This is a genomic window from Variovorax sp. 10N412, from assembly GCF_056394985.1.
In genome coordinates this window covers 1-26746 of the sequence record NZ_JBFTIO010000007.1, presented here as the reverse complement: position 1 = coordinate 26746, position 26746 = coordinate 1, and the positions used below count along the sequence as shown (strand labels likewise).

26 protein-coding genes and 1 rRNA gene are annotated in these 26746 nt (G+C 67.7%); 17 read left to right on the top strand and 10 right to left on the bottom strand.

Features of this window, described 5'->3' with window-relative positions:
• Positions 1 to 10: 10 nt before the first annotated feature.
• The 3 genes from glyS to glyQ all read right to left on the bottom strand — a co-directional run bounded on the left by glyS (position 11) and on the right by glyQ (position 3720).
• Positions 11 to 2143 (bottom strand): glycine--tRNA ligase subunit beta, encoded by a 2133-nt coding sequence (gene glyS / locus AC1DJH_RS17750; RefSeq protein WP_478186575.1) that lies wholly within the window; start codon positions 2141 to 2143, stop codon positions 11 to 13.
• A gap of 95 nt (positions 2144 to 2238) precedes the next feature.
• Positions 2239 to 2790 (bottom strand): metal-dependent hydrolase, encoded by a 552-nt coding sequence (locus AC1DJH_RS17745; protein ID WP_478186574.1) that lies wholly within the window; start codon positions 2788 to 2790, stop codon positions 2239 to 2241.
• A 21-nt stretch (positions 2791 to 2811) separates the two neighbouring features.
• On the bottom strand, positions 2812 to 3720 hold the full coding sequence (gene glyQ / locus AC1DJH_RS17740; RefSeq protein WP_093130572.1) for a glycine--tRNA ligase subunit alpha: 909 nt from the start codon (positions 3718 to 3720) through the stop codon (positions 2812 to 2814).
• A gap of 225 nt (positions 3721 to 3945) precedes the next feature.
• Between glyQ and AC1DJH_RS17735 the strand changes: the two genes are divergently transcribed.
• The 3 genes from AC1DJH_RS17735 to AC1DJH_RS17725 all read left to right on the top strand — a co-directional run bounded on the left by AC1DJH_RS17735 (position 3946) and on the right by AC1DJH_RS17725 (position 6600).
• The gene (locus tag AC1DJH_RS17735; RefSeq protein ID WP_478186573.1) at positions 3946 to 4917 is read left to right on the top strand and encodes a diacylglycerol/lipid kinase family protein; all 972 of its coding nucleotides are present in this window, start codon (positions 3946 to 3948) and stop codon (positions 4915 to 4917) included.
• On the top strand, positions 4914 to 5735 hold the full coding sequence (locus AC1DJH_RS17730; protein WP_478186572.1) for a metallophosphoesterase family protein: 822 nt from the start codon (positions 4914 to 4916) through the stop codon (positions 5733 to 5735). Before AC1DJH_RS17735 ends, AC1DJH_RS17730 begins: the two co-directional genes overlap by 4 nt.
• A gap of 160 nt (positions 5736 to 5895) precedes the next feature.
• On the top strand, positions 5896 to 6600 hold the full coding sequence (locus tag AC1DJH_RS17725) for a phosphatase PAP2 family protein (protein ID WP_478186571.1): 705 nt from the start codon (positions 5896 to 5898) through the stop codon (positions 6598 to 6600).
• Positions 6601 to 6713: 113 nt separating this feature from the next.
• Here AC1DJH_RS17725 and AC1DJH_RS17720 read toward each other — a convergent pair whose 3' ends face one another.
• Positions 6714 to 7784 (bottom strand): asparaginase, encoded by a 1071-nt coding sequence (locus AC1DJH_RS17720; protein ID WP_478186570.1) that lies wholly within the window; start codon positions 7782 to 7784, stop codon positions 6714 to 6716.
• Positions 7785 to 7955: 171 nt separating this feature from the next.
• Here AC1DJH_RS17720 and AC1DJH_RS17715 point away from each other — a divergent pair, with 171 nt between their 5' ends.
• Positions 7956 to 8633, top strand: a complete 678-nt coding sequence (locus tag AC1DJH_RS17715) for a TetR family transcriptional regulator C-terminal domain-containing protein (RefSeq protein ID WP_472126590.1) — start codon at positions 7956 to 7958, stop codon at positions 8631 to 8633.
• A gap of 16 nt (positions 8634 to 8649) precedes the next feature.
• On the opposite strand, the gene AC1DJH_RS17710 is transcribed toward AC1DJH_RS17715, so the two are convergent.
• Positions 8650 to 8985, bottom strand: a complete 336-nt coding sequence (locus tag AC1DJH_RS17710; RefSeq protein ID WP_478186569.1) for a hypothetical protein — start codon at positions 8983 to 8985, stop codon at positions 8650 to 8652.
• A 205-nt stretch (positions 8986 to 9190) separates the two neighbouring features.
• On the opposite strand from AC1DJH_RS17710, the gene AC1DJH_RS17705 reads away from it, so the two are divergent.
• The 8 genes from AC1DJH_RS17705 to AC1DJH_RS17670 all read left to right on the top strand — a co-directional run bounded on the left by AC1DJH_RS17705 (position 9191) and on the right by AC1DJH_RS17670 (position 16892).
• The gene (locus tag AC1DJH_RS17705) at positions 9191 to 9778 is read left to right on the top strand and encodes a Dps family protein (protein WP_472126596.1); all 588 of its coding nucleotides are present in this window, start codon (positions 9191 to 9193) and stop codon (positions 9776 to 9778) included.
• Between the two features lie 155 nt (positions 9779 to 9933).
• Positions 9934 to 10521 (top strand): NAD(P)H-dependent oxidoreductase, encoded by a 588-nt coding sequence (locus AC1DJH_RS17700; RefSeq protein WP_478186568.1) that lies wholly within the window; start codon positions 9934 to 9936, stop codon positions 10519 to 10521.
• The gene (locus tag AC1DJH_RS17695) at positions 10518 to 11831 is read left to right on the top strand and encodes an amidohydrolase family protein (RefSeq protein WP_478186567.1); all 1314 of its coding nucleotides are present in this window, start codon (positions 10518 to 10520) and stop codon (positions 11829 to 11831) included. Before AC1DJH_RS17700 ends, AC1DJH_RS17695 begins: the two co-directional genes overlap by 4 nt.
• Before the next feature lie 31 nt (positions 11832 to 11862).
• Entirely contained in the window at positions 11863 to 12726 is an 864-nt protein-coding gene (locus AC1DJH_RS17690) for a creatininase family protein (RefSeq protein ID WP_435484814.1), read from the top strand.
• Positions 12727 to 12808: 82 nt separating this feature from the next.
• A complete protein-coding gene (locus AC1DJH_RS17685; protein WP_478186566.1) occupies positions 12809 to 13792 on the top strand; it encodes an ABC transporter substrate-binding protein in 984 nt (327 codons plus the stop codon).
• A 70-nt stretch (positions 13793 to 13862) separates the two neighbouring features.
• A complete protein-coding gene (locus tag AC1DJH_RS17680; RefSeq protein ID WP_435484812.1) occupies positions 13863 to 14699 on the top strand; it encodes an ABC transporter ATP-binding protein in 837 nt (278 codons plus the stop codon).
• The gene (locus tag AC1DJH_RS17675; protein WP_478186565.1) at positions 14696 to 15514 is read left to right on the top strand and encodes an ABC transporter permease; all 819 of its coding nucleotides are present in this window, start codon (positions 14696 to 14698) and stop codon (positions 15512 to 15514) included. The genes AC1DJH_RS17680 and AC1DJH_RS17675 overlap by 4 nt, the downstream gene beginning before the upstream one ends.
• A gap of 7 nt (positions 15515 to 15521) precedes the next feature.
• A complete protein-coding gene (locus tag AC1DJH_RS17670; protein ID WP_478186564.1) occupies positions 15522 to 16892 on the top strand; it encodes an FAD-binding oxidoreductase in 1371 nt (456 codons plus the stop codon).
• A 3-nt stretch (positions 16893 to 16895) separates the two neighbouring features.
• Here AC1DJH_RS17670 and lnt read toward each other — a convergent pair whose 3' ends face one another.
• The 4 genes from lnt to AC1DJH_RS17650 all read right to left on the bottom strand — a co-directional run bounded on the left by lnt (position 16896) and on the right by AC1DJH_RS17650 (position 20782).
• Positions 16896 to 18494, bottom strand: coding sequence for an apolipoprotein N-acyltransferase (gene lnt / locus AC1DJH_RS17665; RefSeq protein ID WP_478186563.1), 1599 nt, complete (start codon positions 18492 to 18494; stop codon positions 16896 to 16898).
• On the bottom strand, positions 18494 to 19372 hold the full coding sequence (locus AC1DJH_RS17660) for an HlyC/CorC family transporter (protein ID WP_435436714.1): 879 nt from the start codon (positions 19370 to 19372) through the stop codon (positions 18494 to 18496). Before AC1DJH_RS17660 ends, lnt begins: the two co-directional genes overlap by 1 nt.
• A gap of 99 nt (positions 19373 to 19471) precedes the next feature.
• On the bottom strand, positions 19472 to 20200 hold the full coding sequence (locus AC1DJH_RS17655) for an N-acetyltransferase family protein (RefSeq protein ID WP_478186562.1): 729 nt from the start codon (positions 20198 to 20200) through the stop codon (positions 19472 to 19474).
• A gap of 108 nt (positions 20201 to 20308) precedes the next feature.
• Positions 20309 to 20782, bottom strand: a complete 474-nt coding sequence (locus tag AC1DJH_RS17650; RefSeq protein ID WP_435436712.1) for an Lrp/AsnC family transcriptional regulator — start codon at positions 20780 to 20782, stop codon at positions 20309 to 20311.
• Between the two features lie 156 nt (positions 20783 to 20938).
• On the opposite strand from AC1DJH_RS17650, the gene hppD reads away from it, so the two are divergent.
• The 5 genes from hppD (at position 20939) to AC1DJH_RS17625 (ending at position 26574) form a co-directional block, all read left to right on the top strand.
• Entirely contained in the window at positions 20939 to 22066 is a 1128-nt protein-coding gene (hppD, locus tag AC1DJH_RS17645; RefSeq protein ID WP_478186561.1) for a 4-hydroxyphenylpyruvate dioxygenase, read from the top strand.
• 31 nt (positions 22067 to 22097) lie between these two features.
• A complete protein-coding gene (locus tag AC1DJH_RS17640; protein WP_472126620.1) occupies positions 22098 to 22922 on the top strand; it encodes a transporter substrate-binding domain-containing protein in 825 nt (274 codons plus the stop codon).
• A 23-nt stretch (positions 22923 to 22945) separates the two neighbouring features.
• A complete protein-coding gene (gene phhA / locus AC1DJH_RS17635; protein WP_435484806.1) occupies positions 22946 to 23821 on the top strand; it encodes a phenylalanine 4-monooxygenase in 876 nt (291 codons plus the stop codon).
• Between the two features lie 125 nt (positions 23822 to 23946).
• On the top strand, positions 23947 to 25638 hold the full coding sequence (locus AC1DJH_RS17630) for an AMP-binding protein (protein WP_478186560.1): 1692 nt from the start codon (positions 23947 to 23949) through the stop codon (positions 25636 to 25638).
• A complete protein-coding gene (locus AC1DJH_RS17625) occupies positions 25639 to 26574 on the top strand; it encodes an MBL fold metallo-hydrolase (protein WP_478186559.1) in 936 nt (311 codons plus the stop codon).
• Positions 26575 to 26652: 78 nt separating this feature from the next.
• Here AC1DJH_RS17625 and rrf read toward each other — a convergent pair.
• Positions 26653 to 26746: ribosomal RNA gene (rrf, locus tag AC1DJH_RS17620) — 5S ribosomal RNA — on the bottom strand; the annotation flags it as partial.

Genomic DNA, 26746 nt, shown 5'->3' with positions numbered 1-26746 from the left:
GCGATGGGCTTCAGACAGCCAGCCGCTCGAGCTGCGCCACGCGGTTCATCGCGGCGTGCAGCGACATCAGCAGGCCCAGGCGGTTCAGCCGCAGGTCGGCCTGATCGGCGTTGACCATCACGCCGTCGAAGAAGGCGTCGACCGGCTCGCGCAGCGCGGCGAGCGTCTGCAGCGAGGCGGTGTAGTCGCCGGCGTCGAACTGGGCGTTGGCGGCGGGCACGACCTGCGCCATGGCCGCGTGCAGTGCGCGCTCGGCGGGCTCCTGCAGCAGCAGCTCGCTGACATGCGCGTCGGCCTCAGGGGCCTTCTTCAGGATGTTGCCGATGCGCTTGTTGGCAGCCGCCAGCGCCGCGGCGGCGGGCAGTGCGGCAAAGGCGCGCACCGCAGCCAGCAGCTTGGGCACTTCGCCCAGGCGCTGCGGGCGCGGGGCCAGCACGGCATCGACTTCCTGCGCGCTCGCGCCCTGCTCGCGCAGGCTGCCGGCAAGGCGGTCGAGAATGAAGTCCTGCAGCTCGACGGTGGCCTTGCCGCTGTCGAAACCCGCGATGTCCTTGAACTGCGCGGCAGCGTCCTGCAGCAACGCGTCGAGCCCCAGCGCGAGGTCTTTCTCGATCAGCATGCGCAGCACGCCCAGCGCATGGCGGCGCAGCGCGAACGGGTCGCGGTCGCCGGTGGGCAGGTTGCCGATGCCGAACATGCCGACCAGCGTCTCCAGCTTGTCGGCCAGCGCCACCACCAGGCCCACGGTGTTGCGCGGCAGTTCGTCGCCGGCAAAGCGCGGCTTGTAGTGGTCTTCGATGGCGTCGGCCACCGCGGCATCGAGCCCGTCGTGCAGCGCGTAGTAGCGGCCCATGGTGCCCTGCAGCTCGGGGAACTCGCCGACCATGTCGGTCACGAGGTCGGCCTTGGCCAGCTGGGCGGCTTGCGTGGCCTGCGCGGCCACGGTGCTGTTGCCGAGCTTCTCCGCAATGCCGCGCGCGATGTGCATCACGCGCTGCACGCGTTCGCCCTGCGTGCCCAGCTTGTTGTGATAGACCACCTTGCCCAGCGACTCGACGCGCGAAGCCAGCGACTTCTTGCGGTCCTGGTCGAAGAAGAACTTGGCGTCGGCCAGGCGCGGGCGCACCACGCGCTCGTTGCCTTGCACGACCGCGCTCGCGTCGTCGGGCGTGATGTTGCTGACGACAAGAAACTTGTTGGTCAGCTTGTCCGACGCGTCGAGCAGCGGAAAGTACTTCTGGTTGGCCTTCATCGTGAGGATCAGGCATTCCTGCGGCACCTCGAGAAACTCGCGCTCGAAGCTGCAGACCAGCACGTTGGGGCGTTCGACCAGCGCGGTCACTTCGTCAAGCAGCGCGTCGTCGTGAATGGGCACGGAGCCGCCGCCGACCTTGACGGCCGCCGCCGCGAGCTGGCGTGCGATTTCGGCACGACGGGCCTCGAAGCTCGCGATGACCGCGCCTTCTTCCTGCAGCTGCAGCGCATAGCTGTCGGCGTCGCGCAGCACGACCGGATCGACCGCGGCCTCGAAGCGGTGGCCGTGCGTGTCGCGCCCGGCCTTCAGGCCCAGCGCCTCGATAGGCACCACGGTGCCGCCGTGCAGCGCCACCAGGCCGTGCGCGGGGCGCACGAAGCTCACGCTGCTCCAGCCCGGCAGCTCGCAGCCGCTTTCGAGCTGGTAGCTCATGACCTTCGGAATCGGCAGCTTGGCGATGGCTTCGGCCAGCGCCTTCTGCAGGCCTTCGGCCAGCGTGGCGCCCTTGGCGGTGCTTTCGTAGAACAGGGCTTCGGCCTTGCCGTCCATCGCGCGCTTCAGGCCGGGCACGGCCGAGGCGTCGGCGCCCAGCGCACCCAGGCGCTTGAGCAGCGCGGGCGTGGGCTGGCCGGCGGCGTCGAGCCCCACGGCCACGGGCATGAGCTTTTGCGACACGGCCTTGTCGGCGGCGCGCTCGGCCACGTGGCTGAGGCGCGCGGCCAGGCGGCGCGGGGAGGCGTAGGCGGTGAGCACAGCACCGGCTTCGGCCAGGCCCTGCGCCACCAGCTGGTCGCGCAGGACGCCGGCAAAGGCGTCACCGAGCTTCTTCAGCGCCTTGGGTGGCAATTCCTCGACAAACAGTTCGACAAGAAGGCTGGCAGACGACATGGCTCAGAGCGTTGTTGGAGAGGGGCCGCAAGCGGCACCGGTCACGGCCGCGCAGGAAAGCGGCGCCGTGGAGGGGAGAGAAGAAAGAATCGAATTCATGCGGCCACGGCGCCGCGGCGCCGCTCCACCGTGTGGCGCGCAACCAGCACGGCCACCGAGGCCACCAGCAAAGGTGCCCACACGACGAGCATCTCGTTGAGCAGCACCGAAGCGCCGCGCGGCGAGAAGAAGCGCTTCAGCGCGATCGGCGACACCTCGATGGGGCGCCACGGGCTGAAGTGGCGCACGTCGCTGAACGGCCAGAAGATGGCAATGCCGATGCCGCCGTTGGTGAGCATGTCCAGCAGCGCATGCGACAGGGTGCACAGCGCGATCCATGCCCAGCCGACCGCCCGGCGCATGCCCCAGCGCGGCGCGAGCCACCAGCCGGCAAGGCCCAGCAGCAGCGCGAACGCCAGCGTGTGCGTGAAGCCGCGATGCCCCGTCATGCCGCCATAGGCGATGCCGAGCTTGAAGGCCAGGCCGTCGAAATCGGGCGCGATGGACGCGAGCATGCCCGCGAGCAGCGCCGACACCGGCACGCGCCGCGTGCCCAGCGCAATGGCTGCGCAGACGGGAACGGCGACGTGGGTGAAGACGGTTGGCATGGCGGCTGTGCGCGCAGACGGTCAGGCGGCCTTCTTCGGTGGCATCTGCGCGACCCATTCGCGCGGCGCCATCGGGAAGCCCAGGCGCTCGCGGCTCTCGTAGTAGCTCTGCGCCACGCTGCGCGCCAGGTTGCGGATGCGACCGATGTAGGCGGCGCGCTCCGTCACGCTGATGGCGCCGCGCGCGTCCAGCAGGTTGAAGCTGTGCGCGGCCTTGAGCACCTGCTCGTAGGCCGGTAGCGCCAGCTGCTCGGTCATGAGGTGCTTGGCCTGCTTTTCATGCGCGTTGAAGGCGGTGAACAGGAACTCGGCATCGCTGTGCTCGAAGTTGTAGGTCGACTGCTCGACCTCGTTCTGCTTGTAGACGTCGCCGTAGCTCAGGCCGTCGGTCCACGTGAGGTTGTAGACGTTGTCCACGCCCTGCAGGTACATCGCCAGGCGCTCCAGGCCGTAGGTGATCTCGCCGGTGATCGGCTTGCAGTCGATGCCGCCGACCTGCTGGAAGTAGGTGAACTGCGTCACCTCCATGCCGTTGAGCCAGACCTCCCAGCCCAGGCCCCAGGCGCCGAGCGTGGGGTTCTCCCAGTCGTCTTCCACGAAGCGGATGTCGTTCTTCTTCAGGTCGAAGCCCAGGGCCTCGAGGCTGCCGAGGTAGAGCTCCAGGATGTTGCTGGGCGCGGGCTTGAGCACGACCTGGTACTGGTAGTAGTGCTGCAGGCGGTTGGGGTTCTCGCCGTAGCGGCCGTCCTTGGGGCGGCGGCTGGGCTGCACGTAGGCGGCTTTCCAGGGCTCGGGGCCGAGGGCGCGAAGGAAGGTGGCGGTGTGCGAGGTGCCCGCGCCCACTTCCATGTCGTACGGTTGCAGCAGCGCGCAGCCCTTGTCGGCCCAGTACGACTGCAGTTTGAGAATGATTTGCTGGAAGGTCAACATGAAGCTGGCCGGCGTGGGCCGGACATTGGACGGTAGCGCGGCGAAGCACCGCGAAAGCGGGCGATTTTACGGTCGGAGGGCAACTCTCCCACAGCGGCTCGGGAAGTCGCCTGCTGGCCGGGCCGGCCGGCCGGTGCGACAACACCCAACCCGTCGCGTGCGACGGGCCCGCTGCAAGCGCTTCCCTGCCTTTTTGGCCCTGTTCCACCTCCCGCCTTCCCTGCCATGCCTGTGCCCGAGACCGCACCCGACGCCCCCCTGTTCATCGTGCTCAACGCCGGCTCCGGCAGCGAGGACGCGGCCGAGGCCCGCCGGGTCATCGAGGAGGGCTGCGCCGCGGCCGGCCGTCGGCACCGCATCTTCGTGATCGACGGCCCCGACCGCGTGCAGGCGCTGGCGCGCGAGGCGGTCGAGCGGGCGCGCGCGGCCGGCGGCGTGGTGGTGGCCGCGGGCGGCGACGGCACCATCAACGCGGTGGCGCAGGCCACGCTGGGCAGCGGCTGCGCCTTCGGCGTGCTGCCGCAGGGCACCTTCAACTACTTCAGCCGCACCCACGGCATTCCGCGCGACACGGCGCAGGCGCTGCACATCTTGCTGACCGAGCAGCCCCGCCCGGTGCAGGTGGGACTGGTGAACGACCGGGTGTTCCTGGTCAACGCCAGCATGGGCCTGTACGCCGAATTGCTGGAAGAACGCGAGACCTACAAGGCGCGCTACGGCCGCAGCCGCTGGATCGCCTTCGGCGCCGGGCTGCTGACGGTGCTGCGCGGCCGCCACCGGCACTGGAACCTGCGCATGGCCTGGCGCGGCAAGGAGCGCGACATCCGCACGCCCACGCTGTTCGTCGGCAACAACCCGTTGCAACTTCACCAGGTCGGCATTCCCGAGGCCGACGTGCCCGAGCAGGGCCAGCTGGCCGCCATCGCGCTCAAGCCGGTGGGGCCGCTGTCGATGCCCGGGCTGCTGGTGCGCGGGGCGCTGGGCCGGCTCGGCGATGCCGACCAGGTGCTGAGCTTTCCGTTCGAGTCGCTCACCGTGAAGACAGGCCGAGGGCTCGGCCCGCGCCGCGTCAAGGTGGCGACCGACGGCGAGGTCGGCTGGGTCGACATGCCCCTGCTGTTTCGCGTGTCGCCCGAGCCGCTGTGGCTGGTCAGGCCGCAGGAAACGGCGCCCGAGCTCGAAGCGGCCCGCGAATGAGCTGCCTGCTGCAGATTTCCGACCCCCATTTCGGCACCGAGCGGCCCGAGGTGCTGCAGGCGCTCGAACGGCTGTCGCTCGCGTTGGCGCCCGGCCTGGTCGTGCTGTCGGGCGACGTCACCCAGCGCGCCACCTCGGCGCAGTTCGCGGCGGCGCGGGCCTTCGTCGACCGGCTGGGCGCGCCGGTGCTGGCGATTCCCGGCAACCACGACATTCCGCTGTACCAGCTGGCGGCGCGCGTCTTCGCGCCCTACGCCCGCTACCGCAAGGCCTTCGGCGACATGCTGGAGCCGGTGTTCGAATCGCCCGAATGGCTGGTGGTCACGGTGAACACCACGCGCTGGTACCGGCACGAAGACGGGGCGGTCTCCGCGGCGCAGGTGGAGCGGGTGGCGCAGCGGCTGGAAGCGGCCGCGCCTTCCCAGGTGCGGGTGGTGGTGACGCACCAGCCGGTGATGGTCACGCGCACGCAGGACCTGGGCAACCGCCTGCACGGGCGCGAACGGGCCGTGGCGCGCTGGAGCGCGGCCGGCGCCGACCTGATCATGGGCGGGCACATCCACCTGCCCTTCGTGCGGCCGCTGCACGACGCGTTCTCGGGCTGCGCGCGCACGGCATGGGCGGTGCAGGCCGGCACGGCTATCTCGTCGCGCGTGCGGGCGGGCCATCCCAATTCGGTGAACGTGGTGCGCGCGGACATGGCCGGCGGCAAGCGCGCATGCCGGGTGGAGCGCTGGGACTACGTGGCGAGCGACAAGGCCTTCGGCTGCGCCGAAGTATTCGGGCTTTCCCTTGCCAGTGAAGCGACGCGGCCTTAGGGTGCGCCGCATGTCGACCGAAGCCTCCCTTTCTCACCCCCTTTCTCACCCCCTTTCTCCCCCCCTTGTCATCGCTGCCCAGCAGCTCGGCGCGCACGCGCTGCCCTGGTTCCTCTCACTCCTCGCGGTTGCGGTTCTCGGTGCAGGCGCGGTCTGTCATGTGCTGCAGAAGCGCCACTTCAAGGCGCAGGACACCGAAGAGCCCAGCGAACCGCGCATCGCGCTCGGGCTCGCGTCGGGCTTCGTGCTGATTCTTCTGGCCTCGAGCCTGTTCGCCTGGATCGCCTCGAACATTTCCGACGGCCGCGTGCTGGGCCAGGCCGACCATGCGCTGACCGACACCATCGCCGCGCAGTTGCCGTGGACGGCGCTGGTGGTGTTCAGCTGGGTCACGCACCTGGGTGACGCGGCCTTCCTCGCACCGGTGTGCGTCCTGGTGGCGGCCACGCTGTGGTGGCACCGGCACCGCGCCCTGGCACTGGGCTGGGTGCTGGCCTTGGGCGGCATCGTGGTGCTGAACCCCGCCCTCAAGCACATCTTTGCGCGGGCGAGGCCGCTGCACGACCACGGCCTGGCGCTGGAGACGAGCTACAGCTTTCCCAGCGGCCACAGCGCGGGCGCGATCGTGAGCTACGGGATGCTGCTGTACCTGCTGCTGCGCACGCTGCCGCCGCGCTGGCACGTGCCCGGCGCGATGGCCGCCGCGGGGGCCATCGTCACCATCGCCTGCAGCCGCATCTTCTTGCAGGTGCACTTTGCAAGCGACGTGGCGGCCGGCCTGCTGACCGGCCTGGCCTGGCTGCTCGTGTGCGTGAGCAGCCTGGAATACGCGCGGCACCGGGAGCTGCGGCGCGCGCTGGCCTGAGCTCGGCGCTCCGGGTTTCACCAGAAACACCGCGGAACCGGCTTCGCCGGGCCGCAGGTGTTGCCCCCGGAAGGGGGAAGGAGGCTACGCGAAGCGAGCAAGCCTGGGGGAGATCAGTATTCCCAGAAGATGCGCTGCAGTTCCTTGGTGTCGCTGGTCTTGGTCAACGCGACCATCGCCAGGATGCGCGCCTTCTGCGGACGCAGGTCGTGCGCCACCACCCAGTCGTACTTGTCGTCGGGCTGCTCGGCGTTGCGGATCACGAAGCCGTCGGGCACGCGCGAGCTGCGAATGACGATCACGCCGTCGGCGCGCGCCTTCTGCAGGTTCGGCACGATGCGATCGGCCACCGAGCCGTTGCCCGTGCCGCCGTGGATCAGCGCCTTGACGCCGCTCCTGGCAATGGCGTCGATGGCGACGGAAGACACGCCTTCATAACCCATGGCAATTTCCACCGGCGGCAGCGCGCTGATGCTGTCGATGTCGAACTCCGAGTTCATGGTGTGGCGCTTGACCGGCGCGCGGAACCAGTAGTTCTTGCCCTCGACGATCATGCCCAGCGGGCCCCATTGGCTGGAGAAGGCGCTGGTCTTGATGTTGACGTTCTTGCTCACGTCGCGGCCGCTGTCGATGTTGTCGTTCATCGTCACCAGCACGCCCTTGCCCATCGCGTCCTTGCTGCCCGCCACGTTCACCGCGTCGTACAGGTTGAGCGCGCCGTCGGCCGACAGCGCCGTGCCCGGGCGCATCGAGCCGACCACCACGATCGGCTTGGCGGTGTGCACCGTGAGCGTCAGGAAGTAGGCGGTTTCCTCGAGCGTGTCGGTGCCGTGCGTGATGACGATGCCGTCCACGTCGGGCTGCTTCGACAGCGCCGAGACGCGCTTGGCCAGCGTCAGCAGGTTGTCGTTGGTGAGGCTTTCGGACGCGACCTGGAACACCTGCTCGCCGCGCACGTTGGCGACCTTGGCCAGTTCCGGCAAGCCGGCGATGAGCTTTTCCACACCGACCTTGGCCGCCGCGTAGGTGGCGCTGTTGACAGCCGAGGCGCCGGCGCCGGCGATGGTGCCGCCGGTGGCCAGGATCACCACGTTGGGTAGAGCCTGCTGGGCCTGTGCGAGCGCGCTGGCCGCCAGCAGTGCGGTGCCGGCCGCGAAGGCCCTGAAACGGGGAGAAAGGTACATGGAGAGCTCCTGTGTTGAAGTGGATTCTTTCGAGGCGGCGAGGAAGATACATGAACCATGCCCGCGCGCTCCGCGCACTCATGCCGCCATGGCATGCGGCCATGCGCCAGGGTTACCATCGACCGCGCGCGACCACTCCACGCGCCGCGCACCCAGCCGCCTTTGCCCGTCATGAACGCCGATTCCGCCGCCCTTCCCGCCTCCACAGCCCAGGAAATGCCCGCCCCCGACGGCCCGCTCTCGCGTGCGCGTCCCGGGCGCGAACGCATCATGGCGGCGATCCGCACCGCGGCGGTCGCCGAGTTCAGCCTGCACGGGCTGAAGGGCACCTCGACCCAGGCCATCGCGGCGCGCGCGGGCCTGACCAAGCCCCAGCTGCACTACTACATCGTCGGCAAGGAAGAGCTCTACGAAGAGCTGCTGATGCAGGTGCTGCACGCGTGGAAGGTGGTGTTCTCGTTCGAGGACGCCAGCGACCCGGCCACGGTGCTGGGCGACTACATCCGCAAGAAGCTCGACCACGCCATCGACAGCCCCGAGATGTCGCGCATCTTCACGCGCGAGATTCTCGACGGCGGGCGCAACCTCGACCGCTACTGGCCCAACGCGCGGGCCTGGACGCAGAAGAAGGTGGACATCATCAACGGCTGGATCGCGCGCGGGCAGATGCGGCCGCTGGACGCGCGCATCCTGCTGATGCACATCTGGGCCATGACCCAGAGCTATGCCGACTACGCCATTCAGGCGCGCGTGATGCTCGGCCTGCCGCCCGATGCGCCCATCGAACGCGAACCGATCGCGCGCGAACTCGTGGCGTTCGTGCTGGGCGGCTGCGGCATCAAGCCCTGAGCAGAGGCTGCACCGCCTACAGCCCGTAGACGATCCACGCGCCGTCCGGCGACGCGGGCAGCTTGAGCGTGGTCTCGCCGATGCGCTCGAACCGGTAGGCGCGCCCCCCGATGACGATCGACTTCATATTGGTCCACACCCTGTAGTCGTAGCCCTCGGCCGTCGGCGTGACCTGCAGCACCCGGAACACGGGCGGCACGACCACGGTGATGCGCAACCGGGCACTTGCGCTTTCACCGCCGTTGCCGGACTCCGCCGCGCACGGCAGCGGCACAAGCACCAGCGCCGCAACGAGCAGCGCGGCTGCCGCGACATGAAAGCGGCGCCCGGTTGGAAGCCGACTTCCCGTCATGCAAGCCCGATCCGTCAATTGAGAGGTGAGGGGCGCCACCACGGCACCCTGCTCTCGCATATCGGCAGCGCGGGGGAAAGTTGAAGGCTGCCGGCGCGCACTGCAGGCGTTCGGCGTCATCGCAACCGGCCCTGCGGCCTACGTACGGGGCGCGATACCGGGGCTAGAACCGAAGGTTTCCAACGTCCCCTCCAGGAGCACCCCCATGGCCAGCCAACCGAAAACCACACCCGCGCGCGCAGAGGTCCAGCCGGACCTGAAGCAACCCAGCCACGAGACCCAGCGCTACGGCGAAATCGTGAAGCTGCCCAACGGCCTGTCTGAAAAGGTCTGCAAGCAGAGCGTGGCGTTGCTGAACCAGTGCCTGGCCGACACCATCACCCTGCGCGACATGTACAAGAAGCACCACTGGCAGGTGGTGGGCCCGACCTTCAACCAGCTGCACCTGATGTACGACCAGCACTTCGAAGCGCAGGTGCTGCTGGTCGACATCCTGGCCGAACGCATCCAGCTGCTGGGCGGCATCGCGCTGGCCATGGCGGGCGACATCGCGGAGACCACGAAGATCGCGCGCCCACCGCGCGGACGTGAACCGGCCGCGGTGCAGCTGCGCCGCCTGGCCGAAGCGCACGAGCACATCATCATCGAGGCGCGCAAGGCGGCCGACGAGGTCGACGAGGCGGGCGACCCGGGCAGCAACGATGTGTTCGTGAGCAATGTGCTGCGCACCAACGAGCTGCAGGTGTGGTTCCTGACGGAGCACCTCGTCGCGGCCTCGCCCGTGACCTCCTGATCCTCTGAACGCCTGGCGGGGCGCAGCAGCCCCGCCGGATGGTGCCTTTTTCGCGCAGGGCCCCGGCCCGTCGCGCGCCCCAAGCCGGTGCACCCGGATTGGCACGTCGCTTGCATAACCTGACCACTTGCTCTGATTAAGCGGTCAAACACACCATGCGCGTGCTCGTCGTCTACTGCCACCCGGTCGAAACCAGCTTCCATGCCGCCCTGCACCAGGAGGTGCTGAAGAACCTGCGCGCCGGCGGGCACGAGGTGGACGACTGCGACCTCTATGCCGAGGGCTTCAACCCGGTGCTGTCGCGCGAGGAGCGCCTGGGCTACCACGACGTGCCGGCCAACCAGCTGCCGCTGAAGTCCTACGTGGACCGGCTGCAGTGGGCCGAGGGCATCGTGTTCTGCTTTCCGACCTGGTGCTTCGGCCTGCCGGCCATGCTCAAGGGCTACTTCGACCGGCTCTTCATGCCGGGCGTGGCCTTCGACATCAGCGACCCGGCCAACGTGAAGCCGATGCTCACGCACATCAAGCGCATCAGCGCCGTGGTCACCTACGGCCGGCCGCGCTGGGTGGCCATGTACATGGGCGACCCGCCGCGCAAGATCGTGACGCGGTACATGAAACGGCTCACCGGCTGGGGCGCCAAGGTGGACTACCACGCCCACTACCACATGAACGTGGCGACCGAGCCCCAGCTCAAGCGCTTCATGGCGCGCGTGGGCCAGGCCATGGCGCGCTTCGCATGAGCGCGCAAGGCCCCGCCCCCACGCGCCTCGACAACGTGCGGCTGCCGCGCTGGCTGCTGCCGACCGACTGGCCCCAGCACGACGGTGTGCCTGTACTCGCGCGCGTTGCAATCGAAGCCGGCCGCGTTCAATCGGTGTGCCCGGTGGCTGACGAAGACACCGGCCCCCCCTCGGGCTGGGACGTGGCCGGCACGCTCGCCCTGCCCGGCTTCGTGGACGCCCACACGCACCTGGACAAGGCTTTCACCCTGCCGCGCATGAAGCAGGTGCAGCCCGGCCTGCTGGGCGCCATCGACGCGATGCTGGCCGACCGCGTGCACTGGACGCCCGCCGACGTGCGCGAGCGCGCCGCGCGCGGACTGCAGTGGGCCTGGGAATGCGGCACCACGCACGTGCGCACGCACGTCGACTGGTGGGAGCCCGACACCCTGCCCATGGCCTGGCCCGTGATGGCCGAGCTGGCGCAGGAGTGGGCCGGCAGGGTGCGCCTGGAGCAGGTGAGCCTCATCAAGCTGCCGCTGTTCGAAGACGCGGCGCAGGCCCTGCGGCTCGCCCGGCAGGTCAAGGCCACCGGGCCGCATGCGCTGCTGGGCGGCTTCGTGCACTCCACCAACTGGAGCGAGAACGCGCTGCGCAACCTGCTGGTGTCGGCGCAGGCCTGCGACCTGGACGTCGACCTGCACGTGGACGAGGAGCTCAACGCCGCGGCGGTCGGCCTGCAGACCACGGCACGCATCCTGCGCGAGATCGGCTACGAAGGCCGCGTGGTCTGCGGCCACATCTGCGCGCTGGCGGCCCAGCCCGAGGCGCAGGCCCTCGCCACGCTCGACGCGGTGGCGCGCGCGCCGATCACGGTGGTCTCCCTGCCCGCCACCAACCTGCTGCTGCAGGACGCCGTCACCGGGCGCACGCCGCGGCTGCGCGGCATCACGCTGGTGAAGGAAGCGCGCGAGCGCGGCATTCCGCTGCTGTTCGCGAGCGACAACGTGCAGGACCCCTTCTGCCGGCTCGGCAGCTTCGACCCGGTCGAGGCGCTGGGCACGGCCGCGCTGGTGGCGCAACTCGACGAGCCCTTCGACACCTGGTCGCAGGCGCTGTGTCGCGGCGACTGGCTGCGGCGCTCGCCGGCGCCGGCGCACCCCACGCTGGTCGGCCAGGCGGCCGACCTGGTGCTTTTCACCGACGCCGACCGCCACGGCTGGCCCTCGCGCACCGCGAGCCGCGTGGTGCTGCGCGACGGCCGCGTGGCGCACGGCGCCGTGCCCGCGGCGTGGCTGCAGCGCACCGGCGACGCACTTTGCGTTCAGTGACCCCACACACGAACCACCGACAAGGACCCCCATGCTCCACGGCTACATTCCGCCCCACCGCTTCCTGCCCTACCTGAGCTGGACCGAGATCGCCGCGCTGCCCGACCGCGAGAACACCGTCATCGTGCTGCCCTGCGGCGCCATCGAGCAGCACGGCCCGCACCTGCCGTGCTCGGTCGACAGCGTGATCAGCTCGGGCGTGATGGGCAAGGCGCTGGAGAAGCTGCCGGCCGACGTGCGCGCCTTCGCGCTGCCGACCATCACCTACGGCAAGTCGGAAGAGCACCTGCACTTTCCCGGCACCATGACGCTGACCGGCACCACGCTGCTGTCGACGGTGATCGAGATCGGCGAGTCGGTCTACCGCTCGGGCTTTCGCAAGCTGCTGTTCGCCAACGGCCACGGCGGCCAGCCGCAGGTGCTGGAGATGGCGGCACGCGAACTGCGGCTGCGCCACGGCGACTTCGTGATCGTGCCGCACGGCGTGTCGCGCCTGCCCAGCGCGGCGAGCAAGCAGGTGAGCGAGCAGGAAAAGAAGCTCGCGATGCATGCGGGCCACTCCGAGACCGCGCTGATGCTGGCCCTGGCGCCCGACACGGTGCACATGGAGCGCGCGGTGGCCAACTTTCCGCCACCCTTTCCCATCAAGCTGCTGTCGGCCGACGGCCGCCCGGCCTGCGCGTGGACCGCGCGCGACTTCGGCCCGAGCGGCGTGATCGGCGACCCGACCACGGCCACGCGCGAGCAGGGCGAGGAAATTCTGGACACGCTTTCCGACAGCTGGGCCCAGGCGCTGACCGAGCTGTACGCGCTGCGCTGGGTGGTGCGCGAAGAGGCGACCTGGGAGCGCGGCCACCAGCAGGGTTTCATCCAGCAGCACTTCGAACCGGCCTGAGCCCGCCTGAGCCCGGTTTTTGCATCGCCCCCTTCACCGTTTTCCCTTTTTCAACGTTCCCAGCCTTCGAGAGGTCTACTTCATGCGCTCCTTCGCACTGTCCCTGGCCGGCGCCGCCGCCATCGCCTTCCTTGCCGCGGCGCCCGCGCAGGCCGAAGACAAGTTCACCTACATGACCAACTGGTACGCGCAGGCCGAGCACGGCGGCTTCTACCAGGCGGTGGCGCAGGGCATCTACAAGAAGTACGGCCTGGACGTGACCATCAAGATGGGCGGCCCGCAGGTCAACATCACGCAGATGATGGCCGCCGGCCAGGCCGACTGCATCATGGGTTCGAGCGACATCCAGATGATGCAGGTGCGCGAAGGCGGCGTGCCGGTGGTGAACGTGGCGGCCTTCTTCCAGAAGGACCCGCAGGTGCTGATCGCGCATGAAGACGTGAAGAAGTTCGAGGACCTCAAGGGCAAGACGCTGCTCATCGGCGCGCAGGCGCAGCGCGGCTACTGGCCCTGGCTGAAGGCCAAGTTCGGCTTCACCGACGAGCAGACGCGCCCCTACACCTTCAACATCCAGCCCTTCGTGGCGGACAAGAACGCCGCGCAGCAGGGCTACCTGACCTCCGAGCCCTACGCCATTCAAAAGGCCGGCGTGAAGAGCACGGTGCTGATGTTCAGCGACCACGGCTTCCCGGCGTACGCCACCACGGTGTCGTGCATGGAGAAGACGCTGAAGGACCGCAACAAGCAGGTCGCCGCGTTCGTGAAGGCCTCGGCCGAAGGCTGGAAGAGCTACCTGGCCGACCCGGCGCCCGCCAACGCGCTGATCAAGAAGGACAACCCCAACATGACCGACGACCAGCTGGCCTACAGCGTGGCCAAGCTCAAGGAGATGGGAATGATCACCGGCGGCGACGCAGCCAAGCTGGGCATCGGCGTGATCACCGACGCGCGCACCAAGGCGAGCTACGACTTCCTGGTGACGGCCAAGCTGCTCGACCCCGCGAAGGTGGACCTGGCCAAGACCTACACGACCGAGTTCGTGAAGGACGCCAAGGTTCTGCCCTGACACCCTGGACCTTGTTCAGCCCTGAAACCAGGCGGCCGCGCGTTGCGGCCGTTCTCGAAAGGCCCTTTGCATGAATCGCATCGAACCCCACACGCTGGCACCGCCGCCGGAACTCGCGCCGTCGGTGCCCGCCGTCGAAATTCTCTCGGCCGAGAAGACCTACCCCAACGGCACGCAGGCGCTGCTGCCGGTGGACCTGTCGATCGCCGAGGGCGAGTTCGTCACCTTGCTGGGGCCCTCGGGCTGCGGCAAGAGCACGCTGCTGAAGATGGTGGCGGGCATGCTCGAACCCAGCGACGGCCGCCTGCTGGTGTGGCGCAAGCCGGTGAGCCAGCTGCACGACAGCCAACGCAAGATGTCGTTCGTGTTCCAGTCGGCCACGCTGATGCCCTGGGCCAGCGTGCAGACCAACGTGCGCCTGCCGCTCGACCTGGCCGGCGTGCCGCGCAAGGAAGCCGATGCGCGCGTCGCGGAATCGCTCGCGCTGGTGGGGCTGGAGAAGTTTGCGAATGCGCTTCCCCGTGCGCTCTCGGGTGGCATGCAGATGCGCGTGTCGATTGCGCGCGGCCTGGTCACGCAGCCCGACCTGCTGCTGATGGACGAGCCCTTCGGCGCGCTCGACGAAATCACGCGCCACAAGCTCGACGCCGACCTGCTCGACCTGTGGCGCAAGAAGAAGCTCACGGTGATCTTCGTGACGCACTCCATTCACGAGGCGGTGTTCCTGTCGAGCCGCGTGGTGATGATGGCCGCGCGGCCCGGCCGCGTGGTGGAGCAGTTCCAGATCGACGAGCCCTATCCGCGCAGCGCCGACTTCATGGTCACGCCCGAGTTCGCGCGCTACGCCAAGAAACTGCAGGACAGCCTGCTGCGCGCCAGCACCACCGAAGAGGAGGCGGCGCCATGAAAACCGCGAAGAAGCCGAGCCGCCCCCTGCTGAGCCAGCCGCGCGTGCAGCGCGTGCTCTACCCGGTGCTCATCGGCGTGGTGCTGGTGGCGCTGTGGCAATGGATGGTGGTGGCGATGGAGCTGCCGCCCTACCTGGTGCCCTCGCCCTACCTGATGATGCAGACGCTGGTGACCGACTGGGCGCCGCTGGGCAACGCGCTGCTGGTCACGCTGAAGATCACGGTGCTGTCGTTCCTGCTGGCCACGGTGGCGGGCGTGCTGATCTCGTTCCTGTTCGTGCAGAGCAAGCGCATCGAGACCGCGCTCTTTCCGTACGCGGTGCTGCTGCAGGTGACGCCCATCGTGGCAGTGGCGCCGCTGATCATCATCTGGGTGAAGAACCCGGTGGCCGCCATGACGGTGTGCGCGGCGCTGGTGGCGCTGTTCCCCATCATCAGCAACACGACGCTGGGCCTGCGCAGCATCGACCCCGACCTGCAGAGCTACTTCAAGCTGAACCGCGCCACGCGCTGGCAGCAGCTGGTGCGCCTGCGCATTCCGAGCGCGCTGCCGTACTTCTTCGGCGGGCTGCGCATCTCCAGCGGGCTGGCGCTCATCGGTGCGGTGGTGGCCGAGTTCGTGGCCGGCACGGGCGGCTCGGGCGCGGGCCTGGCGTACCAGATCCTGCAGGCGGGCTTCCAGCTGAACATTCCGCGCATGTTCGCCGCCCTGCTGCTCATTTCCCTTACCGGCGTCGCGCTCTTCGTGCTGATGGCCTGGCTCACCAAGGTGGCGCTGGGCTCGTGGCATGCGAGCGAACTTTCCCAGGATTGACCTCACCATGAACGCTCCCGCTTCCGTCATCGAGCAACTGCTGCTCGAACTCCCCGACCTCGACTGGATCACCGACGAAGGCCGCGTCACGCGGCTGTCGCAAGACTTTTCGTGGTTCAGCCCGGTGCTCACGCGCCAGCTGAAGGACAAGCGCGCCGACGTGGTCGTGCGCCCGCGCACTGAAGAAGAAATCCGTTCGGTGGTCGGCGCCTGCGCTCGCCGCGGCGTGCCGATCACCATCCGCGGCAGCGGCACCGGCAACTACGGCCAGACCACGCCGCTCGCGGGCGGCGTGGTGCTCGACATGACGGGCTACAACACCTGCCTGTGGGTGCGGCCCGGCGTGGCGCGCGCGCAGGCAGGCATCCGCCTGGGCGAGCTCGAGAAACAGACCCGGCCTACCGGGCAGGAGATGCGCTGCGTGCCCTCCACCTACCGAAGCGCCACGCTGGGCGGCCTGTTCGGCGGCGGCTTCGGCGGCGTGGGCTCCATCAACTACGGACCGCTGAGCGCGCCGGGCAACGTGATCGGCATTCGCGCAATGACCATCGAGGCGGAGCCGCAGATGGTCGAGCTGCGCGGTCCCGACGCCATGCGCATGCACCACCTGTGGGGCACCAACGGCCTCGTGCTGGAGCTGGAGATCGCACTGGCACCCGCGCACCCGTGGCTGGAGACGCTGGTGACCTTCGACAGCTTCGAGAACGCGCTGAACTTCGCGGACAAGCTGGCGAACGCGCCCGGCATCGTGAAGCGCGGCGTCACCTTCTTTGCGGCGCCGGTCGGCGACCACCTGGCGCAATTGGCGGCGCATTTGCCCAAGGGCTGCCACACGGTGCTCTCGCTGGTGGCCGAGTCGAACGAGCCCGCCATGATGCTGCTGGTGGAAGCGCACGGCGGCACGGTGGGCTACCGCAAGACGGCCGCCGAAGTGCAAAAGAGCAACCGCACGCTGATGGAGTTCACCTGGAACCACACCACGCTGCACGCACTGAAGATCGACCCGACGCTGACCTACCTGCAGAGCGGCTTCATTCCCGGCAAGCATGTCGAGCAGATCATCGAGATGGAAAAGCTGCTGGGCGGCGAGGTGATGATGCACGTCGAGTTCCTGCGCAACGTGGGCGGCCTGCTGACCTGCAGCGGCCTGCAGCTGGTGCGCTTCAGCACCGAGGAGCGGCTGAACGAGATCATCGACATCCACCGCGCGCACAACGTGCACATCAACAACCCGCACGTGAACATCGTGGAAGACGGCAAGGCCGGCGGGCCGCTGCCGCCGGAAGTCATCGAGGTGAAGAAACGCTTCGACCCGATGGGGCTGCTGAACCCGGGCAAGCTGCGCGACTGGCCGGTGAAGGCCGCGCAGCCCGCCTGAGCGTCAGCGCCGGCGGCGGCCGAGCACGAAGGCCGCGGCCACGATGGCCATCGCGAGGAGCCACAGCGGCCACAGGCCGAAGGGCGCCACCCAGCGCGCATAAGGCGTGAGCCCGCGCCGGCCTTCGACGCTGGCCTCGAGCACACCGCGCGTGAGGCGCGGCAGCGCGTGCGTCACGCGGCCTTCGGCGTCGATGACGACCGTGGCGCCGGTGTTGGTGGCGCGCACCATGGGCCGTGCGAATTCGAGCGCGCGCATGCGCGAGATGGACAGGTGCTCGTCGATGGCCACCGAGTCGCCGAACCACGCGATGTTGCTCACGTTGAGCAGGATGGTGGGGGCGGTGGCCTCGTCCTTGAAGTTGGCGCCGATCTCGTCGCCGAACAAGTCCTCGTAGCAGATGTTCGGCGCAATGCGCTGGCCCTGCCACAGGAACTGCGCCTGCGCGAGCCCGCCGCGCGCGAAGTCGCCCAGCGGAATGTTCATCATCTGGATGAACCAGCGAAAGCCCATGGGAATGAATTCGCCGAAGGGCACGAGGTGGTGCTTGCTGTACGTGTAGGCCTGCGCGGCGCCGGGCCGGAAGCCGAGCACCGAGTTGCTGTAGGTGCCCTGCCCGCCCATCGGCAGGCCGACGATGGCGGCCTGCGTGCCCTGGCTGTAGCGCGCCTGGATGGCTTCGAGGTAACCCGCCGGCAACTGCTGCGGCAGCAGCGGCAAGGCGGTCTCGGGCGTCACCACGAGCGAGGCCTTGGCGTCGCGCAGCTGTTCGCCGTACCAGCGCAGCGCGGTCTCGATGCCGCCACCGGGAATGAATTTTTCGTCCTGCGGGATGTTGCCCTGCAGCAGCGCGACCTGGAGCTTGCCGGTCGCGCCCTTGTCGCCTTGCACGTCGCTGCGCAGCGAAGGCACCAGGTGCGGCACGGCGAACACCAGCGCGATGAGCACCAGACCTTGCGCGAACTCGGCGGTGCGAACGGGCCGATGCAGCGCGACCAGGGCCGCGACCAGCGCCGCCGCCGCGCCGATGCCATACACGCCCACCCACGGCGCCAGCGCAGCCAGCGGCCCCTCGACATGCGCATAGCCGCCGGCGCCCCACGGAAAACCCGTGAACCAGCTGCCGCGCACCAGTTCGGCCAGTGTCCACAGCGCCGCGAAGACGAGCGCCCCCGTCACCCGCCCCTTGGGGCCGCGCACCACGAACCATGCGGCAGCCGCAGCGTAGTAGAGCCCGAGCGCCGCGGCCAGCGCCACCACGGCGATGACGGCCAAGGGCGCCGGCAAGCCGCCGTAGGTGTGCAGGGAAATGAAGAGCCACCAGAAGCTGCCGGTGAGCCAGGTGGTCGAGAAGAGCCAGCCGTGCAGGCCGGCACGGCGCCAGCCCGCGCCTTGCGCGCGCAGCCCGTCGAGCAGCCACACCAGCGCGCCGAGTGACAGGAGCTGCAGCCACCAGAGCGGCCGTCCGTCGGCCGGCCATGCGATGGAGAGCGCCTGCGCCAGCCCGGCCAACCCGAAACCGAGGATGCGGAACCAGGCGGCCTGGGGAGAGGCGGGCACACCTCGCGCGGTGCGCGCCGTCGCTGCTGCGGGCAGCGGCATCAGTCGGCCGCGTCGCCGCCGCGGGCCGGCGACACCTTGAACCAGCGCACGGCGCCGCCCTTGGTGTGCAGCACCACGAAGTCGAAGCCGCCCATGGCGTGGTGCTCGCCGCGCTTGGGCACGTGGCCCATCTCGTGCGCGATGAGGCCGCCGATGGTGTCGAAGTCTTCGCTGAGCTGTTCTTCGTCGAAGGTGATGCCGAAGGCCTCGGCCACGCGCTCGATGGGCGTGTCGCCCGAGACGCGGTAGGTGTGGTCGGCCAGGCCGAAGATGTCGCCCTCGTCCTCTGCGATGTCGAACTCGTCCTCGATCTCCCCGACGATCTGCTCGAGCACGTCCTCGATGGTGATGAGGCCGGCCACGCGGCCGAATTCGTCGATGACGATGGCCAGGTGGTTGCGGTTGCCGCGGAACTCGCGCAGCAGGTCGTTCAGGCCCTTGCTTTCTGGCACGAAGGTGGCCGGGCGCAGCAGCGCGCGGATGTTCAGGCCTGGCGCGCGCTGCAGCTTGAGCAGGTCCTTGGCGAGCAGGATGCCGATGATGTTTTCTTTTTCGCCCTCGTACACCGGAAAACGCGAGTGCGCGGTGTCGATGACGAGGTGCAGCAACGCGTCGTAGGGCGCGTCGATGTTCACCAGGTCCATGCGCGGCGCGGCGACCATCACGTCGCCGGCGGTCATGTCGGCCATGCGCAGCACGCCTTCGAGCATCACGCGCGACTCTGCGCCGATCACCTCGTTGTCCTCGGCGTCCGCCAGGGTTTCGATCAGCTCGTCGCGCGAGTCTGGTCCGGGGTGGATGAATTCGGCGAGCTTCTGCAGAAAGCCGCGTTTGTCTTCCCGTTCAACGGGAGCGCGTTCAGGGTGAGGTTCGGCCACTGCGGGAGGGCTTAGTTGAGGAGGGGCAAGGATAACGGATTGCACATGACCGGCGCCATCGCACGGGCGTCACACGCCGTTCGGCGCCCCTGCGCGGGCTCAGGAGCCCGATTTTCTGCGTGCGGCTCGCATGCCGCTGCGCACTTCCTGCAGGCTGCCCAGGAAGGACCAGAACTGCTTGGCGCGGCTCTTGAGGGCGAAATCGACCGCGGCGTAGTGCGCCAGGGCAATTTCGCTCATGCGGCTGTCGAAGGTGGCGCTGGGCAGTTGCAGGTGGGCTTCGGCCTCGGCGCCGCTGCGCACCACGGTCGCGCCGGCGTTGCGGGCGATTTTCAGCATGGCGGCGTTTTCGCTCAGCGCATGAATGAAGAGCATGCCCACGCCTTCGTTGCGGGCCACCACCACGGCGCGCTCGAACAGGCGCGCACCGTAGCCCCGGCCGCGGGCGTGCGCCGAGACGGACACGCCGAACTCGGCGCAGTCGCTGTGCTGGTCGCCGGGCGCGAAGGCCAGGTGCGCCATCGCAATGAGGTCGAGTCGACGGTTGTAAATGCCGAAGAGCTCGTCGCGCTCGAAATCGAGGCCGTCTACGTAGCGCTGCACCTGTTCATCGGCCGCCGCATAGCCGAAGCGCAGGTAGCGGTCGTGCGGGGTCAGGTCGAGCAGGTGGCGCGCGATGCGCTCGCGTTCGCGCGGGCCGATCGAGCGGATCGGCACCATCACGGGTTGAGGCGCGCTGGCGGCGCGTGGTTGCGCCTCAACCATCGGCGCCCTGAGGAAAGAGCCGAGGCCGAGAGACGCTTTGAGGAGGGTCTTGGCGGTGAGCATGGTTCGAATTTAAGGGTTTTCCCTTAATCAACAAGTCCGCAAGGTCAATCGCCGGACACATTCGTGAACCAATGCCGCAGCGCGTGGCGCTCGCGCAACCGGATGTGGCTAAACCGGCACAGCTGTGGTGGCCTTGACACGGTCGAGCACGAAGCTGGTCTTGCAGTCCTGCACGCTGGGGTGCTTGAGCAGGGTGTCCATGATGAAGCGGCTGTAGTGGGCCATGTCGGCCACCACCACGCGCAGCAGGTAGTCCATGTCGCCGGTGAGCGCGGCGCACTCCACCACCTCGGGCCAGGTCTGCACGCTGGCGCGGAACAGGTCCATCGGGTTGCGCTTGTGGCTTTCGGTGTGCTTCTCGAGCCGCACGTTGAGGTAGGCGGTAAGCCCCAGGCCGACGGCTTCGGGCTGGACCAGCGCCACGTAGCGGTCGATGACCTTGTGCTCCTCGAGCCGCTTGACGCGGCGCAGCACCGCGCTGGGCGACAGGCTGACCTGCTCGGCGATCTGGTCATAGGTGGCGCGCCCGTCTGCTTGCAGCATGCGCAAAATGAGCCTATCAATCTTGTCCAGTGCTTCCATTCTTCTATTTTTGCAGTTTTACTGCGCGAGGGCCAGGCTGAGCGCCCGGAAACGCAGAAAACCTGAGAGGCATTCGGCCTACATTGCATGACCGGCCGACTTCGCCCCGACGTCGCGCCTTATTCATCGAAACCCCACCTCTTTCGGAGACCGCACATGAGCCATGCCGACGCACCCGCCTTCACCCCCTGGGACAACCCCATGGGCACCGACGGTTTCGAATTCATCGAGTACGCGGCACCCGATCCGGTCGCCATGGGCAAGGTGTTCGAGCGCATGGGCTTCACGGCCGTCGCCAAGCACCGCCACAAGAATGTGCTGCTGTACCGCCAGGGCACCATCAACTTCATCCTGAACGCGGAGCCCGACTCCTTCGCGCAGAAATTCGCGCGCGAGCACGGTCCGAGCGTGTGCGCCATCGCGTTCCGCGTGCAGGACGCCAAGCAGGCGTACGAGCGCGCCACCTCGCTCGGCGCCTGGGGCTTCGCAGACAAAGCCGGCCCTGGCGAGCTGAACATCCCCGCCATCAAGGGCATCGGCGACAGCCTGATCTACCTGGTGGACCGCTGGCCCGGCAAGAACGGCGCCAAGCCCGGCGACATCGGCAACATCGGCTTCTACGACGTCGACTTCGAGGCCTTGCCCGGCATCGCGCCGGAGCAGGCGCTGTCGCCGTTCGGCAACGGGCTGACCTACATCGACCACCTGACGCACAACGTCTACCGCGGCCGCATGAACGTCTGGGCCGGCTTCTACGAAAAGCTCTTCAACTTCCGCGAGATCAAGTACTTCGACATCGAAGGCCAGGTCACGGGCGTGAAGAGCAAGGCCATGACCAGCCCCTGCGGCAAGATCCGCATCCCGATCAACGAAGAGGGCAAGGAACAGGCCGGCCAGATCCAGGAGTACCTGGACATGTACAAGGGCGAAGGCATCCAGCACATCGCCATGGGCTCGGACGACCTGTACGCGACCGTCGACCAGCTGCGCGCCAAGGGCGTGACGCTGCTGGACACCATCGACACCTACTACGAGCTGGTGGACAAGCGCATTCCGGAGCATGGCGAGAGCGTGGCGGAACTGCAGAAGCGCAAGATCCTGATCGACGGCAAGAAGGATGCGCTGCTGCTGCAGATCTTCAGCGAGAACCAGCTCGGCCCGATCTTCTTCGAGTTCATCCAGCGCAAGGGCGACGACGGCTTCGGCAACGGCAACTTCAAGGCGCTGTTCGAGAGCATCGAGCTCGACCAGATGCGCCGTGGCGTGCTGAGCGCCGCAAAATAAGCCTCCTTCTCTACTGGTTCAGGAGCCCGGCATGCGCAGCTGCACGTTTTCGATCGGTCTGACTTCCATCGCGGCGGCAGCCGCCGTTCTTTCCGGCTGCGCGATGTCGCCCTCGGGGCCGGTGGCCCCCGCGGCCATGCCGCTGGTGGCCGGCTCGCACCTCGATTCCGTGCAGAAGGCTGCGGTGCTTCGCATCTGCACGCCGGGCGACTACAAGCCCTTCAGCTTCCAGAAAACCGACGCCTCGTTCGAAGGCATCGACGTCGACCTGATGACGGGTTTCAGCGCCAGCCTGGGAGCCAAGCCCGAGTGGGTCAAGACCACCTGGGCCAACCTGCTGCCCGACCTGGCCGCCGGCAAGTGCGACATCGCCGTGGGCGGCGTGTCGGTCACCACGGAGCGGCAGAAGCGCGCCTTCTTCAGCGCGCCCTACATGGTCAACGGCAAGACGCCCATTGCGCGCTGCGCCGACGTGGGCAAATACCAGAGCGTGGCGGCCATCGACCAACCGTCGGTGCGCGTCATCTTCAACCCGGGCGGCAGCAATGAACGCTTCGCCCGCGCCAACTTCAAGCAGGCCAAGCTCACGCTGCACGGCGAGAACGTGACGATCTTCGACGAGATCCTTGCCAACCGCGCCGACGTGTTCGTGACCGAAGCGGCCGAGGCCATCACGCAGCAAAAGCTCAAGCCGGGCCTGTGCGCGGTCAACCCCGACAAGCCGCTGCAGTACGGCGAAATGGCCTGGATGCTGCCGCGCGACGACGTGGCCTTCAAATCGTACGTCGACCAATGGCTGCACCTGCAGCAGGCCGGCGGTGACTTCCAGCGCACGATGGACCGCTGGCTCAAATAACTCTCTAGCGATCGTTTTAATTCATGGACACCCCTGCCGCCGCCGTCGTCACCCCTGCCGTCTATGGCGCTTCGGACCGCCCGCCGCGCGGCGACTACTCGCGCGGCGGCACCGTGCTGGCCGACTACACCTGCCCGCAGGACTGGGCGAGCTACACGCCGGCCGACCATGACACCTACAAGCGGCTCTACGAGCGGCAGGCAGCGCAGCTGCCGGGGCTGGCATGCGACGCCTTCATCAAGGCGCTGCCGTCGCTCGGCGTGAAAGACCGCATCCCGCGCTTCGACGAACTCAACGAGCGGTTGCACCGCGCGACCGGCTGGGAGATCGTGGCGGTGCCGGGGCTGATTCCGGAGCTGCCTTTCTTCACGCTGCTGGCCAACCGCAAGTTCCCGGTGACCGACTGGATCCGCAAGCCCGAGGAGTTCGACTACATCGTCGAGCCCGACGTGTTCCACGACCTCTTCGGCCACGTGCCGATGCTGTTCGACCCGACCTTCGCCGACTACGTGCAGCGCTACGGCGCGGGCGGCATCAAGGCGCACGAACTGGGCGCGGGCGAGAAGCTGGCGCGGCTCTACTGGTACACGGTGGAGTTCGGCCTGATTCGCCAGCCCGACGGGCTGCGCGCCTATGGCGCCGGCATCCTGAGTTCGGTGGGCGAGCTGAAGCATGCGGTGCTCAGCGACGAACCGCGCCGGCTGCCACTGGACCTGCTGCGCACCATGCGCACGCGCTACAAGATCGATACGTACCAGGCCAACTACTTCGTGATCGACAGCTTCGCGCAGCTGTTCGACCTGACGGCGCCCGATTTCACGCCGCTGTACGGGTCGCTGGAGGCCGCGAGCGACATCGAGGCCGGGGTGCTGCTGCCGGGCGAGTCGGGCAGGGCCTGATTCTTTTGCGGGGGGCGGTCGGCCCGCAGCTATCGCGAGCGCGACACCCCATGCGCGGCTCCTAGGACAAGCCCGCTGGCGGGGGAGGCACGGTGCCTCCCACAATCCGCGCCAAAGGAGCTTGCATGCAAACATCCGCGCAACACAGTTATCCGGCGGGCGTACCGCTCGAGATCGATCCCGAGCAGTACCGTTCCCTGTCTCACATGTTCGACGAGGCGTTCGGCCGCTATGCCGACCGGCCGTTCTCGGTCTGCATGGAGCGCTGGATGTCGTACGGCGAGCTCGATACGCTGTCGAAGGCGCTGGGCGCGTGGCTCCAGTCGCGAGGGCTCGAGCCGGGCGCGCGGGTGGCGATCATGCTGCCCAACATCCCGCAGTTCGCCGTGACCATGTGCGGCGTGCTGCGCGCGGGCTACACCTGCGTGAACGTGAATCCGCTGTACACGGCGCGCGAGCTCGAGCATCAGCTGAAGGACTCTGGCGCCACGGCGATCGTCATCCTGGAAAACTTCGCGTCGACGCTCGAGAAGGTCATCGAGCGCACGCCCTTGAAGCATGTGGTCGTGACCTCGATGGGTGACCTGCTGGGCGGGCTGTATGGCGCCTGGATCACGACGGCCGTGCGGCATCTGGCGAAGATCGTGCCGGCCTACAAGCTGCCGTTGAGCGACGGTCGCACCGTGACGCCGTTCAACGAGGCGATTTCCGAAGGACGCGGCCGCACGCTGGGTCCCGACCAGAGCACGCTCGATTCGATCGCGTTCCTGCAATACACGGGTGGAACGACCGGGCTGTCGAAAGGCGCAGTGTTGACGCACCGGAACATCGTCGCCGCCACGCTGCAGGCCGAGGCCTGGTTCACGCCGGCACTGGCACGCGCCGGAGATTTGGCAAAGGTCAACAGCATCGCGGCGCTGCCGCTGTATCACATCTTCGCGCTGACCCTTTGCCTGCTGGTCATCCGCCAGGGCTCGCACATGACGCTGATTCCGAACCCGCGCGACTTCGACAAGTTCATCGCGGTGCTCAAGAAGCGGCCGTTCCACATGCTGCCGGCGGTGAACACGCTGTTCAATGCGCTGCTCATGCACCCGGAGTTCAAGTCGATCGACTTCTCCACGCTGTTCGTCTCGCAGGCGGGCGGCATGGCCGCCTCGGAAGGCACTGCGCGAAAGTGGTTCGAGGCCACGGGCTGTCCGATGATCGAGGGCTGGGGCATGAGCGAGACCTGCGCAATTGGCACCAACAACCCGGTGTCGAACACGAGCTTCACCGGGACCATCGGCCTGCCGTTGCCGAGCATCGAAATCGCGATCAAGGACGACGACGGGAATTCATTGCCCGCGGGTCAGTCTGGCGAACTCTGCATCAAGGGTCCCAACGTGATGACGGCGTACTACAACCAGCCTTCCGAGACCGCAGCCGCGTTCACTGCGGATGGCTTCATGCGGACTGGTGATATCGCCGTGATGCAGGAAGATGGCTACAGCCGCATCGTCGACCGCAAGAAGGACATGATCCTGGTCAGCGGCTTCAACGTGTTCCCGAACGAGCTCGAGAATGTGATTTCGCTCTGCCCTGGGGTGGTCGAATGCGCGGCCGTCGGTGTGCCGGACGAGAAGCAAGGCGAGGCCATCAAGGTGTTCGTGGTTCGGCGGGATCCCGCGCTCACGGAAGACGCGGTGCTTCAGTATTGCCACTCGCGACTCACTGGCTACAAGCGACCGAAGCACATCGAGTTCAGGGAGTCTCTGCCGAAGACCAACGTCGGGAAGATCCTGCGGCGTGAACTTCGCTCCAGTGCGAGCGCCTGAATGAGCAGCCATCCAGCGGCGAGCGCCGGATTGCCGGCGAATGTCGTGGTGCTCGAGCGGGGCTGGCTGTCGTCGAACAATGTGCTGTTCGTTGGGCGCGAGGAGACGGCAGTGGTCGATACCGGGTACTCGACGCATGCCGAGCAAACGGTGGCACTTGTCGCGTCGGTGCTCGGCGAGAGGCCGCTCCAACGCATCCTGAACACACACCTTCACAGCGATCACTGCGGCGGGAACGCCGCATTGCAGGCGCGCTACCCTGGCGTTCGCACCGACATTCCGCCGGGAGAGGCGCAGCTCGTCGAACGGTGGGACGAAGAGGCCCTGAGTTTTGTGGCGACCGGGCAGGTTTGTCCGCGTTTTGAGCTGACGGGCTTGCTGCAACCGGGAACGGATTGCTGGCTGGGTGACCGGCGCTGGCAGATTCATGCAGCGCCAGGACACGATCCTCACTCGGTCATTCTGTTCGAGCCGGTGTCACGGACGCTGATTTCCGCAGATGCCTTGTGGGAGAACGGGTTCGGGGTGGCATTTCCGGAGTTGGCCGGCGAGCCCTCTTTCGGGGATATGGCGGCCACGCTGGATTTGATCGAGACCTTGGCGCCGCGCCAGGTCATTCCTGGGCACGGCGCAATCTTCGGTGACGTTGAAAGATCTCTCTCGGTGGCTCGTCGCCGACTCGATGGTCTGCGCCGGGCTCCTGTGAAGCACGCTCGCCACGCCATCAAGGTACTGATGAAGTTCAAGTTGCTTGAACTGCAGTCAATCGGTCTTGAGCAGTGGAACGGCTGGCTCAGAAGCACGCCTTATCTTGCGAGCATTCACGCGCGCTTTTTCAGCGGCGTTGAATTGGATTTATTGACAGGCGATATCCTGGGTGAATTGATTGCCGTTGGTGCGGCTTCAATGGACCACTCATTTGTTCATAACGCCTGAGTTCTCAGCATTGCCTTTCAGAGGCGCAAAGCAAAAAACCCCAGTCATATTCTGACTGGGGTTTTCTGGGCTGTAAGAGCCTGACGATGACCTACTTTCACACGGGAACCCGCACTATCATCGGCGCTGAGTCGTTTCACTGTCCTGTTCGGGATGGGAAGGAGTGGTACCA

Coding starts and splice junctions, on each gene's coding strand:
- AC1DJH_RS17720 (WP_478186570.1), bottom strand. CDS start 7,784: ATGTACCTTTCTCCCCGTTTCAGGGCCTTCGCGGCCGGCACCGCACTG.
- AC1DJH_RS17730 (WP_478186572.1), top strand. CDS start 4,914: ATGAGCTGCCTGCTGCAGATTTCCGACCCCCATTTCGGCACCGAGCGG.
- glyS (WP_478186575.1), bottom strand. CDS start 2,143: ATGTCGTCTGCCAGCCTTCTTGTCGAACTGTTTGTCGAGGAATTGCCA.
- AC1DJH_RS17710 (WP_478186569.1), bottom strand. CDS start 8,985: ATGACGGGAAGTCGGCTTCCAACCGGGCGCCGCTTTCATGTCGCGGCA.
- AC1DJH_RS17745 (WP_478186574.1), bottom strand. CDS start 2,790: ATGCCAACCGTCTTCACCCACGTCGCCGTTCCCGTCTGCGCAGCCATT.
- lnt (WP_478186563.1), bottom strand. CDS start 18,494: ATGCCGCTGCCCGCAGCAGCGACGGCGCGCACCGCGCGAGGTGTGCCC.
- AC1DJH_RS17675 (WP_478186565.1), top strand. CDS start 14,696: ATGAAAACCGCGAAGAAGCCGAGCCGCCCCCTGCTGAGCCAGCCGCGC.
- AC1DJH_RS17650 (WP_435436712.1), bottom strand. CDS start 20,782: ATGGAAGCACTGGACAAGATTGATAGGCTCATTTTGCGCATGCTGCAA.
- AC1DJH_RS17625 (WP_478186559.1), top strand. CDS start 25,639: ATGAGCAGCCATCCAGCGGCGAGCGCCGGATTGCCGGCGAATGTCGTG.
- AC1DJH_RS17685 (WP_478186566.1), top strand. CDS start 12,809: ATGCGCTCCTTCGCACTGTCCCTGGCCGGCGCCGCCGCCATCGCCTTC.
- AC1DJH_RS17735 (WP_478186573.1), top strand. CDS start 3,946: ATGCCTGTGCCCGAGACCGCACCCGACGCCCCCCTGTTCATCGTGCTC.
- AC1DJH_RS17715 (WP_472126590.1), top strand. CDS start 7,956: ATGAACGCCGATTCCGCCGCCCTTCCCGCCTCCACAGCCCAGGAAATG.
- AC1DJH_RS17630 (WP_478186560.1), top strand. CDS start 23,947: ATGCAAACATCCGCGCAACACAGTTATCCGGCGGGCGTACCGCTCGAG.
- AC1DJH_RS17700 (WP_478186568.1), top strand. CDS start 9,934: ATGCGCGTGCTCGTCGTCTACTGCCACCCGGTCGAAACCAGCTTCCAT.
- AC1DJH_RS17690 (WP_435484814.1), top strand. CDS start 11,863: ATGCTCCACGGCTACATTCCGCCCCACCGCTTCCTGCCCTACCTGAGC.
- AC1DJH_RS17670 (WP_478186564.1), top strand. CDS start 15,522: ATGAACGCTCCCGCTTCCGTCATCGAGCAACTGCTGCTCGAACTCCCC.
- AC1DJH_RS17680 (WP_435484812.1), top strand. CDS start 13,863: ATGAATCGCATCGAACCCCACACGCTGGCACCGCCGCCGGAACTCGCG.
- phhA (WP_435484806.1), top strand. CDS start 22,946: ATGGACACCCCTGCCGCCGCCGTCGTCACCCCTGCCGTCTATGGCGCT.
- hppD (WP_478186561.1), top strand. CDS start 20,939: ATGAGCCATGCCGACGCACCCGCCTTCACCCCCTGGGACAACCCCATG.
- glyQ (WP_093130572.1), bottom strand. CDS start 3,720: ATGTTGACCTTCCAGCAAATCATTCTCAAACTGCAGTCGTACTGGGCC.
- AC1DJH_RS17695 (WP_478186567.1), top strand. CDS start 10,518: ATGAGCGCGCAAGGCCCCGCCCCCACGCGCCTCGACAACGTGCGGCTG.
- AC1DJH_RS17655 (WP_478186562.1), bottom strand. CDS start 20,200: ATGCTCACCGCCAAGACCCTCCTCAAAGCGTCTCTCGGCCTCGGCTCT.
- AC1DJH_RS17640 (WP_472126620.1), top strand. CDS start 22,098: ATGCGCAGCTGCACGTTTTCGATCGGTCTGACTTCCATCGCGGCGGCA.
- AC1DJH_RS17705 (WP_472126596.1), top strand. CDS start 9,191: ATGGCCAGCCAACCGAAAACCACACCCGCGCGCGCAGAGGTCCAGCCG.